We start from the raw sequence: 16,691 nt of genomic DNA on the forward strand, positions 1-16,691 counted from the left end.
CCTTCAGGGGTTGGCGTGAGGCAACTCGGTTCCACCACTCGCTGCATCCACTTCCAGGCCGAAAAGCAGGGGTGAGGCGCATGTAGGGGGCTCCCGCTCGAGGGGAAGTCGGAGGACCGACTTCCAGAATGTCAGGCAGTCCAGGCTTTCAGCTAGAAAGGTGCTGAAACTGTCAGACAGGGGAATCGTGACGGATTCAGGATTGAAAATAAATACCGCTTCGTCAAAAAATTATTGTGTGGGTCCAATTCTCACGGAGGCAGACGTAGTCCAGTGAAGGGCGTGGAACCACAGGCTCAGGCGGGGTGCGACAGGGGGAGGAGGAGTGAAGAAGGGACGGCGGGGACGGCTCACTGCGGGGGAGGACCTTCAAGCAACTGTGCGGCGGGACGGGTGATGGCGAAACCACCGGGGTCCCTTACGTTCCAGGTTGCCACATGCGTGACCGGGCCGCCTACCACCTCGGCCTCACCGGACTCGCCGCGTGTCTCCGCCTCGCCATGGTGGATGCAGAGGTGGACGCGGGCGTGGGCGGACTCCGCCAGCCGCTGGGCCTCCGCGTGCAGGTCGCGCAGGGCATGGAGGGTTTGAGCGGGCGCGGTGTCGGCGGACAGGGGCCGCACGCCCAAGAGCGTGGTGCCCGTCTGGAGCGCCAGGAGGAAGCCCTCCGCGCGCAGGCCCTGCTCCAGCGTGTCCAGCACGCCCGCGAGCGCGGCGTACACGGTGTCGTCGTCCTGGTCCGTGGCGGGCAGCACCACCTCCGCGTTCACCGCGAGCACGGCGCGCGTCTGGCCCTCCACCTGGCCGGGCTCCTCGGCGGCCTCGCGCAGGGCGGTGAGGAAGGCGTTCACGCTGGGGTAGCGGCGGGTGGCGTCCTTGTCCAGGCAGCGCAGCACCACCGCGTCCATGGCGGGTGACACCGGCGCGCGCACGCTGGGGCGCGGCGGCGGGGCCTCCAGGTGCATCCGCTCCAGCTCCAGCCGGTCATCGGACTGGAACGGATAGCGGCCGGTGAGCAGCTGGTAGAGCAGCACGCCCAGCGCGTACACGTCCGTGGGCGGCCCGATGCGCCCGCCCCGGAACTGCTCGGGCGCCATCGCGTGCGCGGTGCCCAGGCGCTGGCCCGCGGTGGTGAGCCCCTCCTGCCCGGGCTCCTGTTGGATCAGCTTCGCGATGCCGAAGTCGAGCAGCTTCAGCCGGGGCTTCTCCCCCTCCTCCACGACGAGGATGTTGCTGGACTTCAGGTCGCGGTGCACGACGCCCGCGCGGTGCGCCGCCTCCAGCGCGCCGCAGATGGGCTCCAGGTACGCCAGCGCGCGGGACGCGGACAGCCGCCCGCGCTCCTGCACCACCTGGCTCAGGGTGCGCCCGGAGAGCAGCTCCATCACGTAGTAGGGGCTGCCGTCCGGCATCAGCCCGAAGTCGTAGACGTCCACGATGTTCGGGTGGTGGATCTGATTGACGACGCGCGCCTCGCGCACGAAGCGCTGGAGCATCTCCCCCTGGTCCGCCAGGTGCGAGTGCAGCACCTTCACCGCCGCGTGCCGCCCCAGGATGCGGTGCTCCGCCTCGTAGACGCTGCCGTGGCCACCGGCGGCCAGCATGCCCTTGAGCACGTACTCGCCCGCGAGCGTGCCCGGCCCGCGCTCGGGACGGAGGGGTGTGTCGTGCGCCTTGTCCTGGGCGTTCGCGGCCGCGCGCGCCTGGATGCGGAAGGTGCTCTCGGAGTCCGCCGCCATGAATGCCCCGCACCCTACCATCCACGGGGTGGGTCGCGAGTACCCATGCCTGGTGGCTCCCCTGCCTGCCTGTCTGCCCGTTCACCAGGAGTCACGCTGCCTGTCCTGGAGGTGTAGGGACGTTCATTGGAAGCCGTTGGGGTATGGTTGGGGTCCGGGCCAGGACTTCGGGCCTGCACGGAGCACGGCGTCATGCACGACAGGCGGCGAGGACATGGCCGGCCCGAGCGCAGGGGAACGCCAGGGGGCTGGCATACATGATGACGTTGGTGGACGAGCTCACGACCTGCGCGGGCCAGTCGATGACGGCCCCGTCCTCGACCGGGGCGTGCCTCATCCTCATCAGCACCACCACGCCGGCGGCCATCGGCAAGGCGTACAAGCTGGAGCCGGGCGAGCACGTCATCGGGCGCGGCTCGGAGGCGGAGGTGCGCATCGACGACCACGGGGTGTCGCGCAAGCACGCGCGCATCCTGCGCAAGCCGGATGGCTCGTGCCTCGTCACGGACCTGGAGTCCACCAACGGCACGTTCCTCAACGGGCTGCCGGTGTCCACCGCGGAGCTGCAGGAGGGCGACCGGCTCCAGGTGGGCACGGTGACGGTGTTCCGCTTCTCCCGGCGCGAGGTGCTGGAGCAGCGCGAGGAGCAGCTGCGCCAGGCGCTGTCCGCCGCGCGCGTGGGCATCTGGGACTGGAACGCGAAGAGCGGGCAGGTGACCTGGAGCGAGCACGTGGACCGGCTCCTGGGCCTGGCCGTGGGCAAGCTGTCCGGCCGCGCCATGGACCTGGAGGAGGTGGTGCACCCGGCGGACCTGCCCAGGCTTCGCGCGGGGCTGGCCACGGCGCTCCAGCAGCGCTCGCAGGTGGACGTGGAGTACCGCATCGAGCCCCCGGGCAGCGGCTTCCGCTGGATTTCGTGCAAGGGCGACGTGCTGCTGGACGCGGCGGGGCAGCCCGCGCGGGTGACGGGCACGGTGATGGACATCACCGCGCGCAAGCAGGCGGAGCAGGAGCTGCACCGCCAGGCGCTCATCTTCGAGAGCATCTCCGACGGCGTCGTCATCACGGACCTGGCGGGTGGCGTGATTGACTGGAACACCAGCGCGGAGCGGATGTTCGGCCGCAGCCGCAAGGAGGCCATGGGGCAGACGCTCTTCAGCGTGCTGCACCCGGGTGAGCCGGACCGGCTGACGGGCGCCATCCTCACCGCGCTGGAGGTGCACGGGCGCTGGAGCGGGGAGCTGGAGTTCCGCCGCGCGGACGGCATGGCGTGCGTCTGCGAGTCCGTGGTGGTGCCGCTGCGCGACGCCGAAGGGCGCGTCATCGCGAACATCATGGTGCACCGCGACCTGAGCGAGCGCCGGCAGCTCCAGGCGCGGCTGGTGGTGGCGGACCGGCTGGCCAGCGTGGGCACGCTGGGCGCGGGCGTGGCGCACGAAATCAACAACCCGCTGGCGTACATGCTGGTGAACCTGCACCTCATCCGCGAGGGGCTGGAGAAGCTGGAGGCTCAAGGCGCCCCGTCGCAGCCGGTGGCCTCCATCCAGCAGCTGGTGCGCGAGACGACGGAGGGCGCGGAGCGCATCGCGACCATCGTGCGGGACCTGAAAGTTTTTGCGCGGGGCGAGCAGGAGTCGCGCCCCATGCCGGTGGACGTGCGCCGCTCGGTGGAGCTGGCGTGCAAGATGGCGGACAACGTCATCCGCCACCGCGCGCGGCTGGTGACGGAGTTCGAGCCCGTGCCCGCGGTGGAGGCGAGCGAGGCGCGGCTGTGCCAGGTGTTCCTCAACCTGCTGCTCAACGCGGCGCAGGCCATCCCGGAGGACCCGTCCTCCGTCACCGAGCACGAGATTCGCGCCATCATCCGTCCGGGCGAGCCGGGCAAGGTGGTGGTGGAGGTGCGCGACACCGGCGTGGGCATGACGCCGGAGGTGCTGGGGCGCATCTTCGACCCGTTCTTCACCACGAAGGCGGTGGGCGTGGGCACGGGGCTGGGGCTGTCCATCTGCCACGGCATCGTGGAGTCCATGGGCGGCTCCATCCACGCGGAGAGCACGCCGGGCCAGGGCAGCACCTTCCGCGTGGTGCTGCGGTCGGCGGCGCACGAGGTGGACCTCTACCCCCGGCTGTCGGCGACGGCGCCGGCGGGGGCGCGGGCGCGCATCCTGGTGGTGGATGACGAGCCCAACGTGACGGTGGCGCTGCAGCGCTCGCTGGCGACGGAGCACGAGGTGTCCACGGCGAACAGCGCGCAGGCGGCGCTGCGGCTGGTGAATGAGGGCAGCCGCTTCGACCTCATCCTCTGCGACGTGATGATGCCGGGGATGACGGGGATGGACCTGTACTTCGAGCTGGGGCGCTCGGCGCCGGAACAGGCGGGGCGCATGGTGTTCATGACGGGTGGCGCGTTCACGCCGCGCACGACGTCGTTCCTGCGCGACGTGCCGAACCTCAAGCTGAGCAAGCCGCTGGACCTGGCGCAGCTGCGCGAACTGGTGGGACGCTCGGCGGAGGCGTCTCGATGAGCGCCTCCTCCGGCCACCCCGCGGCTCCTCCCGAGGTCGCGGTGGGGCCGGTGGACCCGGTGCCCGTGACGGAGCTGGGGCTTACGGGGGCGGCGGCCTCCCAGGGCCGGGAGTGGACGGCCCGGTCGCTGGGGATGGGGCTGCTCATCGGCGCGTTGCTGGCCGTCACCAACCTCTACATGGGGATGAAGACGGGCTGGTGGGACTCGGGTTCCATCACCGCGACGGTGCTGGGCTTCAGCGGCCTGGCGGCCTATGGGCGCAGGCGGGGCGTGCCGTACACGCCGCTGGAGAACAACCTCACGCAGACGGCCGCGTCGGCGGTGGGCGCGATGCCCGCGTCGGCGGGGTTGCTGGGCGCGCTGCCGGCGCTGGCCCTGCTGGGCACGGGCCTGCCGGGCTGGGGCATCGCGGCCTGGGGCCTGGTGCTGGGCGTGGTGGGCGTGCTGGTGGCGGGGTTGTTGCGGCGGCGCCTGCTGGAGCAGGAGGCCCTGCCGTTCCCCACGGGCATCGCCACGGCGGAGCTGATTTCGACGCTGCACGCGGCCACGCCCACGGAGGCCCAGGGCTCGCCCGCTGGCAGGGGCCGGACGCTGGTGGGCGCCGGGGTGGTGGCGATGCTGCTCACGTGGATGCGCGATTCGCGCGGGTGGCTGCCGGGGATGGTGGCGCTGCCGGGCCGCGTGGGCGGCGTCACGCTGGAGTCGCTGACGTGGGGCGTGGGGATGAGCCCCATGCTGCTGGCGGTGGGGATGATGACGGGCCTGCAGCTGGCGCTGAGCATGCTGCTGGGCTCGGGGCTGGCGTGGGGCGTGCTCGCGCCGGGGCTCGTGGACGCGGGCGTGGTGGCGGGCGCGGCGTACGAGCCGCTGTCCTCGTGGCTGATGTGGCCCGGCGTGGGGTTGATGGTGGGCGCGGCGGTGGTGTCGCTGGCGGCGCAGGCGCGGGACTTCCTGGGCGCGGCGAAGGACCTGCGCTCGGTGGGCGCGAGCCGGGGCGGGCTGCCCCGGTGGAGCCTGTGGGTGGCGGCGGTCGCGTGCGTGCTGGCGGTGGTGCTGGGCGGGGTGCTGTTCGGGCTGGGCGTGCCGTCGATGCTGCTGGCGCTCGCGCTGCTGGTGCCGCTGTGCGCGGTGTGTGCCCGGGGCGCGGGGCAGACGGACGTGTCGCCGGTGAGCCAGATGGGGAACCTCACGCAGGTCGTCTTCGGCGTGGTGCGGCCCGGGGAGCTGTCGCCCAACGTGGCGGCGGGTTCGGTGGTGGCGGGCGCCGCGGCGCAGACGGGCGTGAGCCTGTGGTCGCTGAAGGCGGGGCACCTGCTGGGCGCGTCCGCCTCCCGGCAGCTGGCCGCGCAGCTGGTGGGCGTGGCGGTGGGCGCGGTCGTGGCGGTGCCGGCCTACCTGCTGCTGGTGAAGGCCTACGGCCTGGGCACGGCGGTGTTGCCGGTGCCCGCGGCGGCGCAGTTCCGCGCGGTGGCGGAGGTGTCCGTGCGAGGCCTGGCCGGCCTGCCGCCGTACGCGGGCTGGGGCGCGCTGGTGGGCTGCGCGGTGGGCGCGGTGCTGACGATTGCCGCGAGGGGCCGGGCGGCGCGGTGGCTGCCGTCGCCGGTGGCGATGGGCATCGGCTTCATCACGCCCGCCTACTTCGCGGTGACGCTGTGCCTGGGCGCGGGGCTGGCGGCGCTCGCGCGGAAGTGGTCGCCCAGGACGACGGATGCGCACGTGCCGTCGTTGGGCTCCGGAGCGCTGGTGGGTGAGTCGCTGATGGGGCTCATCATCGCCGCGACGACGGCGCTCTCGCGGTCGGCGTAGCGCCCGTCAGGGCCTGGACGCGGTTCGCGTGCGGTGCGACGCCGGCGGGCTACGCCGCGGGCGTGAGGTCCCTCACCCGCTCCAGCGAGCGGCGGATGCGGTCCTCCATCAGGTTCGGCACGTGCGCCGCGCGGGCCAGCGCCTCTCCGAGCGCGAGCATCGCCTCCGCGAAGTCGCCCCGGCGCCAGGCCGCGAGGCCCATCATCTCCAGCACCTCGAGCGGCTCCTGCTCCACGGACGCCTGGGCGGAGCGCTCCCGCAGGGCGTGCCACTCCTCGGCCGTCGCGTCCCTGGCGGACAGCTCCACCATGGAGAACAGCACTTCCTCCGACGGGCTCAGGTTCACGCCGTGGCGGTTGTTCGCCATCGTCTGCCGCACCTGCTCCAGCAGGTCGCGCGCCCGGTCGTGCCGGCCCGTCCATGCCATGGCCCGCGCCTGGAGCAGCAGCGCCCACGGACGGTGCGCCACCTCCGGATGCCGGCGCTCCAGCACGATGGCCCGCGCGATGTGCGGCGCCGCCGCCTCCACGTCGCCCGCCTGGTAGTACAGCTCGCCCATGTTGTGCTCGGCGAAGTACTCCCAGCCCACCACGCCCAGCTCGCGCCCCAGCTGCATGAAGCGCTCCTGGTCCTTCAGCGCGTGCGTCAAATCCCGGCGTGCCACCCACAGGTTGCGGCGGTTGTTGATGGCCGAGCCCAGGTGGAAGCGGTCACCGCGCTCCGTGCACGCGCTGATGACCTCGTCCATCACGCGCTCGGCGCCGTCGATGTCGCCCAGGTTCGGCAGGATGACCGCCATCAGGAGCAGCGCCACCACCAGCGTCTCGTAGCCCGCGTCGCCCAGCTTGCGCGCCCGCTCCGCCGCGGCCTCCAGCGGCATCAGCGCGTCCAGCCACTCACCCTTGCGGAACTGCGCGCGGCCCAGCGCCAGCAGCAGCCGCGCCTGCACGTAGGGCGACGTCACCGTCTCCGCCAGCTGCTGCGCCTCCTGGGCCCGCGCCTCGCTGCGCGCGTAGTCGTTCACCCAGTCGAGCGCCATCGCCTCGTCGAGCAGCAGCTCCACCTCCGCGCGCGAATCCCCCAGGCCCCGCGCCCGCTCGCGCGCGATGGCGAAGTCCGTGAGCGAGTCCTCGTACCGGCCGATGCGGTAGCGCATCAGGCCGCGGCCCCGCAGCGCCGTGAGGCCGCGCAGCTCGTCCTCGGGCTCGATGAGCTCCAGGGCGCGCGTGTACATGGCCTCCGCGTCGAGGAACGCGTGACGGCCCCGCGCGGACTCCGCCAGGTCGATGGTCAGCGCCGCCGCCTCGTCACGCAGGCCCGCCGCCGCCGCGTGCAGCGCGAGCCGGGCCAGCCGCTGACGCTCCTGCGCGCCCGCCGGGCTCAGGTAGTGGCGGTACGCGGCGCGGTGGATGCGCGCCTTCTCCTCGGCGGGCAGGCCCGCGACCACGGCCTCGCGCACCAGCTCGTTGCGGAAGCTCAGCCCCTCCAGCCGGTGCTCCACCAGCAGCCCCGAGTCCAACAGCCGCCGCGTCGCGTGTCCCACGTCCAGCGGGAACTGCGCCGCGGCGCCGTCGCGCTCCAGCTCGCGCACCACGCCGTCCGCCGCCGTGGCGGTGAAGGTCGCGCCCAGCAGCGCGCACAGCCGGGCATGCGCGGCGAGCGCCGGAGGCAGCGCGCCCAGCTCGCGGTCCGCCAGCCACTCCACCAGCCGCAGCTCCGGCACGCGGTCCAGCTCGTCCGTGACGAGGTACCAGTTGCCGCCCGGCGACCGCTGCCGCACCAGCCCCTGACGCTTGAGGCCGCGCACCAGCTCCACCAGGAACAGGGGCACGCGCTGCGCGCGCTCGACGATGCGCTCCACCGCCTGCGCGGGCACGTTCTCCACCGGCTTGAGCAGCGTGCGGCACAGGGCCTGCGCGTCGCCCGGAGACAGGCCGGACAGGGGCAGGTCCAGCTGGCGCGCGGCGCGGGCGCCCCATGCGGGGCGGCTCAGCTCGAAGCCCGGACGCACCAGCACGCAGACCCACAGGGGGACGCTCGTCTCCGCGAGCGCCGCGTACTCCAGCGCGTCCAGCGCCGTCTCCTCGGCGAAGTGCGCGTCGTCCACGATGAGGCACAGCGGCCGTTCGCGGGCGCTCGCCGCCAGCAATTCACCCGTGGCGCGCAGGGCCAGTGAGCGCAGCGCGCCCGGGGCCGCGGCCCAGCTGTGCAGCTCCGGCCCGCCCGGCGCGTACCACCCGAGCGTCGCGGCCACGCCCGGCCACAGCTCCATGCCCAGCCGCGTCCCCAGCCGGTCGAGGATGGCGGTGCGGCCGTCCTCCTGCGTGTCGGTGTCGTCGCGGTCGAAGCCGTGCAGCGCCACGCGCAAGAGCGTGCGCAGCGTGCCTTCCGGGTCGCCCTGCACGGGCTCTCGCGAGCGCATGGAGTAGACGCGCGCGTGCGGCAGCGCGGCCCTCAGCCGCAGGCTCAGCGTGGAGGACAGGTGGCTCTTGCCGTGGCCCCGGTCGCCGCGCACGGTGACGATGGTGGGCGCCGCGTCCGACACCGCGGTGCGAGCGCTGTCCAGCAGCTGCTCCAGCTCCGCGTCGCGGCCCACCAGCATCGCGCTGCCCAGCTGCAGCACGGTGACGTCCGGCCGGGGCGCGGCGCCGGAGGGCGCGGGGCGCATCAGCCCGGAGCGCCCTGGCACCGGCAGGCACGGCACCTCCGGCACGGCCTCCGCGGCGGCGGGGGAGAGCAGGGGGCCTCGCAGCTCCGGCACGTGGGGATAGCGGTCCTCGCGCGCGAAGATGGCGCCCAGGTAGCGGGGCGCGCCGTCGCGGCGGCGCTGCACGGTGACGGTGGCCACGTCCACGAGCGCGGCGGGGGCGAGTCCCCGCTCGGCCAGGCCTTCGGCGGCGCGCAGCGCGCGGCGCACGGGGTTCTCCCCCACGTCGGGGTCGAAGACGCCCGCGAAGCGCTCGCCGTCCGTGAAGGCCATGTGGCCTCCGTAGGCGGCCAGGGCCTTCTGCACGGCGACGGGGTTCGCGCGCGAGGAGGTGAAGAACAGCACCGCTACCGAGCGGCGCGTCTGCGCGGGGCGCACCTCCGGCAGCAGGGTGAGCCGGGGCGCGGGCTGCACCGCGGACTGGCCCGCGTGGTCCAGCGCGGCGCGCAGCGCCTGGGCCACGGTGGCCGCGTCGCGAGGACGGCGCGCGGGCTCCTTGGCCAGACAGCGCAGCACGACCTCCTCCACCGGCGGCGCCACCGGGGCGAACTCCGACGGAGGCGGCGGCCGGAGCGACAGGTGCGCCTGGAGCACCTCCGTGAGCGAGCCGAAGAAGGGTGGCCGGCCGGTGATGAGCTCGTAGAGGATGATGCCCAGCGCGTACACGTCCGTGCGCGCATCCAGGGCCGCGTGGCCCGCGCACTGCTCGGGGGCCATGTATTCGGCGGTGCCGGCGAAGGAGGACGGGTCGCCGGGCGTGCCGTCGTCGGCGAGCGCGTCGGGGGCCGGACGCTGCACCAGGCCGAAGTCGAAGACGCGGGCGCGGCCGTGGGCGTCGTCCAGGAAGACGTGCTCGGGCTTGAGGTCGCAGTGCACCAGCCCGTGCGCGTGCACGATGGCCACCGCCTCCAGGAGCGCGCTGGCGCGAGGCCCGAACTCCTGCGGCGACATGGGGCCGGACACCTGGGCCAGCCAGTCCGCCAGCGTGGGCAGCGGCACGTACTCCATGGCGACGAAGCGCTGTCCGCCGGGCAACGTGCCGGTGTCGTGGAGCGCGGGCACGGTGGGCGGCCCGATGACGCGCAGGGCCTCCGCCTCGCGGGCGAGCTGCGCCTCCGCGAGCGCGATGCCGGGACGCGCCAGCTTCAGCGCGATGCGTTCACCCTCGGTGCCGTCGGCGGAGCGCTTGTGCGCGGCCAGGAGCACGCCGAAGCCGCCGCGCGCGATGACCTTCTCGCAGCGGTAGCCCGGAACGTCGGGCACGAGGAGCGAGGCATCGGACGGCGGAGCGATGGGAGGCGGGACGCCGGGCGGGCACGGCGCGTGAGAGCCCTCCCAACGCCGCCCGCATGTGAGGCAGCGCGGCACGACCGCCACTCTACGCCACCGCCGCCGTGATTTTCGAACCCCCGGAGTCGGTCAAATGACGGACGCGTGAAACACCCGTCAAAAGTCCTCCCCCTGCCCGGGGCTTCCAGGCGCCACGTCATGTGAACCGCGTGACACCGGACATCCGGGGCAGCCAGCGGGTCAGCGGGTCGCCCGCGCACTGGCCACGTCATTTCGCACCGCGTTGCGGCCAGGATGTCAGGACTCCCTGCTAACCCTGTTCACCAGGAGGAACGGGGATGAGAGGGATTCAGGCACTGCGTGGCAGGGGAGGGGACCGGCGCGCATGGCTGGGTCTGGTGCTCATCGCGGGTCTGGTGGGCTGCGCGGGGGGACGCGCCCGTTCCTTGCCGGTGGGGTTGCAGGGCTACGCGCGCTACCACAGCGCATCGCCCGCGCCGCTGCATGGGGATGTGTCCGCGGGGGCAGGCGGCACGGTGGGGGATGACGTTCCCGTGCGGCTGCCTCCGGGAACGGTGCTCCTCGGGAGCGCGGAGGAGCAGACGCGGCAGGCCGTGGAGCTGGGCCTGCTGGAGGTGGACGCGTTCGAGAAGCTGCTGCTGCGCGCCGGGCTGGAGGGCCTGGAGGAGCTGCCGGTCCGCCGCAATCCCTTCACGCCCGATGACGCGGCCGAGGTGCTGAACCGGCTGATGGAGAAGCCGGTGACGCCAGGCACCTATCCGCCCCGCATGGCGGCGGGCTTCCTGCTGCGCGAGGTGCTGGAGCGCGGCGAGGTGTCCCGCGATGAGCTGGTGCGCCGGATGGAGCGGTTCGTCCGGGAGCAGGTGGCGGTGCTGCGGCCGGATGGGTACCTGGCCTGGGCGCTCGATGGACGAACGCAGCAGAAGGTGGCGCCCGTGCAGTGGAAGGACGGGACCTTCCGCGCGGGCAACTTCGAGCTGGGGCGCTTCTACAGCGGCAGGGGCGGTGTCTTCCGCCACGTCGATGCGCGGCTGCGTGCAGTGGATTGGCGACCGCTCGCGGAGGTGTACGACGACGCGGACGTCCTCAGCCGCTCACTGGATGGCGCGGAGGATGCGTTCGCGGAGCTGTACCACGGCATGGGGCAGCTCCTGTCCCATCCCACGGACAGCATCGCGAGCCTGCGTCATCTCCCCGCGGGCGTCACAGCGCTCATCGCTTCATCGCCCGCGTACTGGGAGCGCTTCCGCTACATGACGGAGGGCGAGCAGATCCGCGAAGCGGCGCGGCTGACCACGAACGTCCTCATGCTGTGGGGCACGGCTTCCGCGACGACGCGCACGTTGACGCGAGCAGCGGCGGGAGTGGAGGCCACGGTGCCCGTGCTCGCGGTGTCCGCGGAGGGACTGCTGAGTGTCGAGCGCGTCGCGGTGCCAGTCGGACGCGCGGCGGCGGTGCTGAGCGGAGGACCTGGCGCGGCCCTCATCCTCCAGAAGGCCAACGTGGCGCCGGCTCCGGACGAGCCAGGGAAGTGGGGGCCCGCGAAGGAGTCGATGTCCCCACGGGCCCGGCGCTACCAGGAGCAGATCTCCGGGCACTCAGCGGACGAGGCGTACTGGGTGGGCGATGTGAAGTTCGACGGGTTCCGGGACGGGAGGCTACTCGATGCCAAGGGACCGGGCTATGCGAACAAGTTCTTGGATCACTTGGATCCGAAGCCGTGGTTCGAACGCACGGGAGCAGAAGCACTCGCTAAGCAGGCGAGACGGCAGCTCGAAGCCGTTCAAGGACTGGGGGTTCGCATCGAGTGGCATGTCGCCGAGGAGAAGGCCGCGAACGCAATCGAGATGCTCCTCAAAAACAAAGGCATTCAAGGGATCCGGATCGTGCACACTCAAGCACGCTAAGGAGGGAACGCTGTGACCGCCACGGACAGGCCCTGGACTCGGATCGAGACGTACTACGCAGGTGCCTATTGGGGTGTGCGCAGGGAAGTACCTGAAGACTGTGGACGGCGGACCGCGAGGCTCCTGGAACTGTTGGCTCCGTGCGACCCGTTTTTTGCTCACTGGTACAGGCCCACGCGGTCGCTCAAGGACGAGCGCAAATTTCCCCTGTCGTCATCGGACATGTCGACGCTCACCGAGATGTTCCGGCGAGGCGTCAACCGCGAGAAGGGGAAGCCGGTCATCGAGGAGCTGGGCTTCAATGTCTCCTTTGGTAATGGCGGAGGGGATTACGATAGATCGGCCCTGGGCATCCTCTGTGGGTGCTACTCCGAAGTCATCCCCAATAGCTGCGTGCTGAGCCTGCCCACGCTCGGGCGAAGTCCGAACGCGGAGCGGGTGATCTCCGCCCCTGTGCTTACGGAGGCTGTACGCAGCATGGCACTGGCCATGGACCCTGACTGGGCCGTTGCCATGTCCCATGCCCACCGGGACATGGATGACAATGACCAGCCAGTCCCCTGGGTCGGCTGGCTGACCTACTTCTCCAAGCAGCGCGGCACCGTGCCGCCGCTGCCCGCACCCGTGCGCATCGAACCGGTGGAGGACAAGGGCACCCTCATCGTCCTGACCCCGGAACGCTTCACCGTGGCCAACCCCGAACACGTGGCGCTGGCCCGGCGCGTGCGCGAGCTGCTCACCCGGGCCGGGCTGATCACCACCCGCTGAAAAACAACGGCGCGCTCACACCCGGCCGGTGGAGCGCGCCATTACAAATCCAAACTACCGCTGCGGCACTTCAATCGCGCGCAAGAGCGCCCCGTCCTGTCCAGGCACCCGCGCGCGCAGGAGCAGCGCGGCTCCTGGCTCCGCGGACGTCAGGGCCTGCGCCGCCTCCGCGACGCCGGACACCTTCTGGTCGCCCACCTGCGTCAGCACCATCCCGGGCACGAGCCCCGCGCGCTCCGCGGCGCTGCCGGACTCCACCGACACCACCTGCGCGCCACCGCTGCCGTCCTGCGCCTCCGACAGCCGCAGGCCCAGCCGCTTCGACAGGGGCGCGGGCGTCGCGTCCCGGGGCGTCACTTCCTCTTCACCCCGCTGCGTGGGCCGGGTGCCCAGCTTCACCGGCACCTCCATCGCCTTGCCGCCACGCACCACGCTCACCTTCACCTCGCTGCCCGGCTTGAGCAGCGCCACCGCGCGCGTCAGCGACCCGGCGGAGTCCACCGCGCGCTCGCCCACCGACGTGATGATGTCCTCCTCGCGCAGGCCCGCCCGCTCACCCGGCCCGCCCGCGGTGACGCCGGCCACCACCGCGCCCTTCGCCGCGTCCACGCGCAGCGCGCGCGCCAGCTCCGGCGTGAGGTCCTGCACCGCCAGGCCCACCCAGCCCCGGCGCACCACGCCCGTCTCCTGGAGCTGCGGCAGGAGCGCCTGGATGAGGTTCGCCGGCACCGCGAAGCCGATGCCCGTCGCGCCGCCGATGATGGCCGTGTTCATGCCCACCACCTCGCCCCTCATGTTGAAGAGGGGGCCGCCAGAGTTGCCCGGGTTGATGGCCGCGTCCGTCTGCAGGAAGTCGTCATACGGACCCGCGTGGATGTCGCGCGCCCGGGCGGACAGGATGCCCGCGCTCACGCTCGACGCGAGCCCGAACGGATTGCCAATGGCCATCACGGGGTCGCCCACGCGCAGGCCATCCGAATCCCCCAGCTTCACGAACGGCAGGTTCCCGGACACGCCCTTCAGCTGGAGCAGCGCCACGTCCGTGAGCGAGTCGCGGCCCAGCACCTCCGCGTCGAACGCGCGCCCGTCCTCCAGCTTCACCCGGACGACGTCCGCGCCCTCCACCACGTGGTTGTTCGTGAGCACCAGGCCGGACGGGTCGATGACGAAGCCCGACCCCACCCCCTGCTTCGCGGGCGCGCCGCCCTCGCCGAAGGGGTTCTGTCCGCCCGGCATGCCGAAGCGCTCGGCGAGGCCGGGGGGAAGGCCCTGCATCCTCCCGCCCATCGCGGGCCGGGCGCGGGCCTGCACCTCCACGTTCACCACCGCGCCCTTCACCGTGTCCACGAGCGGCGCCAGGGACATGAGCGCGCCGGGCGACCCCGGCGTGGGTGAATAGACCGCCGGCTCCACCTTCGCGCCCGAAGGCGTCGTGGCCGTCGGCGTGGGGGCTGCCCTGAGCGGCAGCGTGGGGCGGGAGGGAGGAGCCACGTCCGCTGCCGGCTTGCAGGCCCCCAGGGCGACCAGGGGCAGCAGCGTGAGCGCGCGGGCAAGGTGGCGGCGGGACGGAAGCGTGCGGACCATCGTGCGTTCTCCTTGGTGGCGGCCGGAAGCAGGCCTTCCGGACGGAGCGGGTAAAAGAGTCGAACCGGATGCGGTGGGCACCCTGGGAAGGAGGCAGCGGTCCCGTTCCACCAGCGACACCGGGAGCCACCGGTGGCCCAGCTGCCTGAAGGGAGCTCGTTGAGGAAGCCCCGCATCCGGTCCGACGCCCGGACTTCATTGCAGCCCGTGGGCCAACCCCTCCAGAACCCCCCTTCAGAGGGGAGCCCGGCCCCGGAAGACCTCCAGGCGCGGGGCAAAGTGCCCCAAGCGGGGCATTTCGCCCGGGGGCGGCATGCCCCAGGCCCCACCGCCACGGCGCCCTCCGGGCATGGCACGGCGGATGCTCATGGAGCCGGAGGTCCCCTCTCAACCCTTCAGGAGTCCACGCCCATGGTGCACGAGCAGACGGAAGGGGTCGCGCGCGGCGCGGCCTGGGAAGACCCCCACTCCGAGCCCGCCCGGGCCCCGCGCATCCTGGTCGCGGATGATCAGCTGGAGATGCGCACGCTCATCCGCAAGATGCTCGTGCGGCGCGGCTATGAGGTGGTGGAGGCGTCGGACGGGCCGGGCCTGGTGCGCGTCCTCATTGAAGGGCTGACGGCGGAGGAGTCGCGCGCGCCCGACCTCATCATCACCGACGTGCGCATGCCGGGCTTCACGGGCCTGGAGGTGCTCGCCCGGCTGCGGCGCGAGCAGTGGAACACGCCGGTCATCCTCATCACCGCCTTCGGCGACGTGCAGCTGCACCGTGAGGCCCTGCGCCTGGGGGCCGCCTGTGTGCTCAACAAGCCGTTCGATATGGATGAGCTGCGCGGCGCGGTGGAGGTGGCCCTCGGGGTGACGCGCGAGTGACGCCGTCCCGCTGGCTGGCGCGCTAAGGTGGCGGGGCCAAGCCGCTTGTCGCAAGGAAGCCCATGCGCCGCCTCTCCTGGACCCTGTCGTTGCCGCTCCTGTGCCTGGCGTGCGCGCCCACGCAGCGCCAGACGACGGACGCGGGCACTCCAGAGGCCACGCCCCAGCGGCTGGTGGCGAGCATCCTCCACACATATCCGCACGACCCCACGGCCTTCACGCAGGGGCTCCAGTTCCACCAGGGCCAGCTCTACGAGAGCACCGGTGAGAAGGGCGACCTGCGCCGCATCTCGCTGGAGCAGGCGGCGCCGCTGTGGAAGCAGTCCCTGCCGGGCGTGTTCCCGGAGGGGCTCGCGAGCGACGGCGAGCGGCTGTACCAGCTCACCTGGCAGGACGAGACGCTCTTCGTGTGGAACGGCACGCCGCCCGCGCAGGAGAAGCAGGTGTCGTACGACGGCGAGGGCTGGGGTCTGTGCTACTGGCGGGGCCAGCTGGTGCGTAGCGACGGCACGTCCACGCTGCGCTTCCACGACCCGAAGGACTTCCGCGTGAAGTCCCAGGTGCAGGTGACGTTGCAGGGCGTGCCGCAGGAGCTGCTCAACGAGCTGGAGTGCGCGGAGGACGGCGTCTACGCCAACGTCTGGCATTCCAACAACATCCTGAAGATCGACTACGCGACGGGCCGCGTGCTGGCGGTCATCGACGCGTCCTCGCTGGCGCAGGCGGTGCGCGGGCGGGTGCGCAGCTATGAGGCGGTGCTCAACGGCATCGCGCTGGAGCCCGGCACCGGCCGCCTGTTCCTCACCGGCAAGCTGTGGCCCGACCTCTTCGAAGTGACCCTGGTGGGGCCCGCCGCCACGCCGTAGGCCAGTCCAGCCCGTCCACTTCAGGCCGGGCCGGAATCCCCCTCTCGCAAGAAGCGCCGCCGCACCGTGCGGACCACCTCCGCGTCCCAGCGCGGTGACAGCAACTCCAGCACGGTCCGCCGGAAGGGCAGGGCGCACGCCAGGCACGCCAGCGTCGCGGCCAGTCCAATGAGCGAGTTCTGCCACGAGGCCAGGTTCCACTGGCCGGACCAGGACCACGCCTCCAGGCTCTGCGGCCACAGATAGTGGATGGGCCAGCCGGGACCGCTCCCGGCGAGGTCGCACAGCAGATGACCATGGAATGCAGCCACCGACAGCAGGGCCACGGCTGCTCGCTGCCGTGCCAACGCGGTGCAGACCGCCAGCGTGACGAGCGCTCCCACGTAGCCATGGAAAATCACGTGGTGATAACGCGAATAGAACTCTTCACCCGCCAGCAATGACAAACCATCCAAGTCCGGCGCCAACCCCGCGCAGGTGACCAGGAGGCGGTCACGCCGCTCGCGCAGGCCTTGCGCCAGAAGCCAGGACAGTTCGGCGTGCACGATGGGGCTCATGGCACTCCAGCGTACGTCATACCGGGGCCGGGGGCGAAGGTTCCCG

Annotated in this window: 10 protein-coding genes; 6 read left to right on the forward strand and 4 right to left on the reverse strand. The window is 72.3% G+C overall.

Annotation, left to right across the window (positions count from 1 at the left end; all coding sequences use genetic code 11):
• Positions 1 to 350 precede the first annotated feature (350 nt).
• Complete coding sequence (locus NR792_RS31715; RefSeq protein WP_375756452.1) at positions 351 to 1,739, reverse strand: serine/threonine-protein kinase; 1,389 nt, start codon at positions 1,737 to 1,739, stop codon at positions 351 to 353.
• A 260-nt stretch (positions 1,740 to 1,999) separates the two neighbouring features.
• Here NR792_RS31715 and NR792_RS31720 point away from each other — a divergent pair, with 260 nt between their 5' ends.
• Together NR792_RS31720 and NR792_RS31725 are read left to right on the forward strand one after the other, a co-directional pair.
• Entirely contained in the window at positions 2,000 to 4,264 is a 2,265-nt protein-coding gene (locus NR792_RS31720; protein ID WP_375761722.1) for a PAS domain S-box protein, read from the forward strand.
• A complete protein-coding gene (locus NR792_RS31725; RefSeq protein WP_375756453.1) occupies positions 4,261 to 6,072 on the forward strand; it encodes an OPT/YSL family transporter in 1,812 nt (603 codons plus the stop codon). The genes NR792_RS31720 and NR792_RS31725 overlap by 4 nt, the downstream gene beginning before the upstream one ends.
• 49 nt (positions 6,073 to 6,121) lie before the next feature.
• Here NR792_RS31725 and NR792_RS31730 read toward each other — a convergent pair whose 3' ends face one another.
• Positions 6,122 to 10,042, reverse strand: coding sequence for a serine/threonine-protein kinase PknK (locus NR792_RS31730; protein WP_375756454.1), 3,921 nt, complete (start codon positions 10,040 to 10,042; stop codon positions 6,122 to 6,124).
• Positions 10,043 to 10,407: 365 nt separating this feature from the next.
• Between NR792_RS31730 and NR792_RS31735 the strand changes: the two genes are divergently transcribed.
• Together NR792_RS31735 and NR792_RS31740 are read left to right on the forward strand one after the other, a co-directional pair.
• Positions 10,408 to 11,997 carry a Tox-REase-5 domain-containing protein gene (locus NR792_RS31735; RefSeq protein ID WP_375756455.1) on the forward strand — a complete coding sequence of 530 codons (1,590 nt, stop codon included), beginning with the start codon at positions 10,408 to 10,410 and terminating at the stop codon, positions 11,995 to 11,997.
• A 12-nt stretch (positions 11,998 to 12,009) separates the two neighbouring features.
• On the forward strand, positions 12,010 to 12,765 hold the full coding sequence (locus NR792_RS31740; protein ID WP_375756456.1) for an immunity 52 family protein: 756 nt from the start codon (positions 12,010 to 12,012) through the stop codon (positions 12,763 to 12,765).
• Between the two features lie 54 nt (positions 12,766 to 12,819).
• Here the strand turns inward: NR792_RS31740 and NR792_RS31745 are convergent, their stop codons facing one another.
• A complete protein-coding gene (locus NR792_RS31745; RefSeq protein ID WP_375756457.1) occupies positions 12,820 to 14,349 on the reverse strand; it encodes a trypsin-like peptidase domain-containing protein in 1,530 nt (509 codons plus the stop codon).
• Positions 14,350 to 14,760: 411 nt separating this feature from the next.
• On the opposite strand from NR792_RS31745, the gene NR792_RS31750 reads away from it, so the two are divergent.
• Together NR792_RS31750 and NR792_RS31755 are read left to right on the forward strand one after the other, a co-directional pair.
• Positions 14,761 to 15,222, forward strand: coding sequence for a response regulator (locus NR792_RS31750; RefSeq protein WP_375756458.1), 462 nt, complete (start codon positions 14,761 to 14,763; stop codon positions 15,220 to 15,222).
• Between the two features lie 62 nt (positions 15,223 to 15,284).
• On the forward strand, positions 15,285 to 16,088 hold the full coding sequence (locus NR792_RS31755) for a glutaminyl-peptide cyclotransferase (RefSeq protein WP_375756459.1): 804 nt from the start codon (positions 15,285 to 15,287) through the stop codon (positions 16,086 to 16,088).
• 20 nt (positions 16,089 to 16,108) lie between these two features.
• Here the strand turns inward: NR792_RS31755 and NR792_RS31760 are convergent, their stop codons facing one another.
• Positions 16,109 to 16,645 carry a metal-dependent hydrolase gene (locus NR792_RS31760; RefSeq protein WP_375756460.1) on the reverse strand — a complete coding sequence of 179 codons (537 nt, stop codon included), beginning with the start codon at positions 16,643 to 16,645 and terminating at the stop codon, positions 16,109 to 16,111.
• Positions 16,646 to 16,691 lie beyond the last annotated feature (46 nt).

The organism is Corallococcus exercitus (assembly GCF_042231735.1).
GTDB classification, from domain to species: domain Bacteria; phylum Myxococcota; class Myxococcia; order Myxococcales; family Myxococcaceae; genus Corallococcus; species Corallococcus exercitus_B.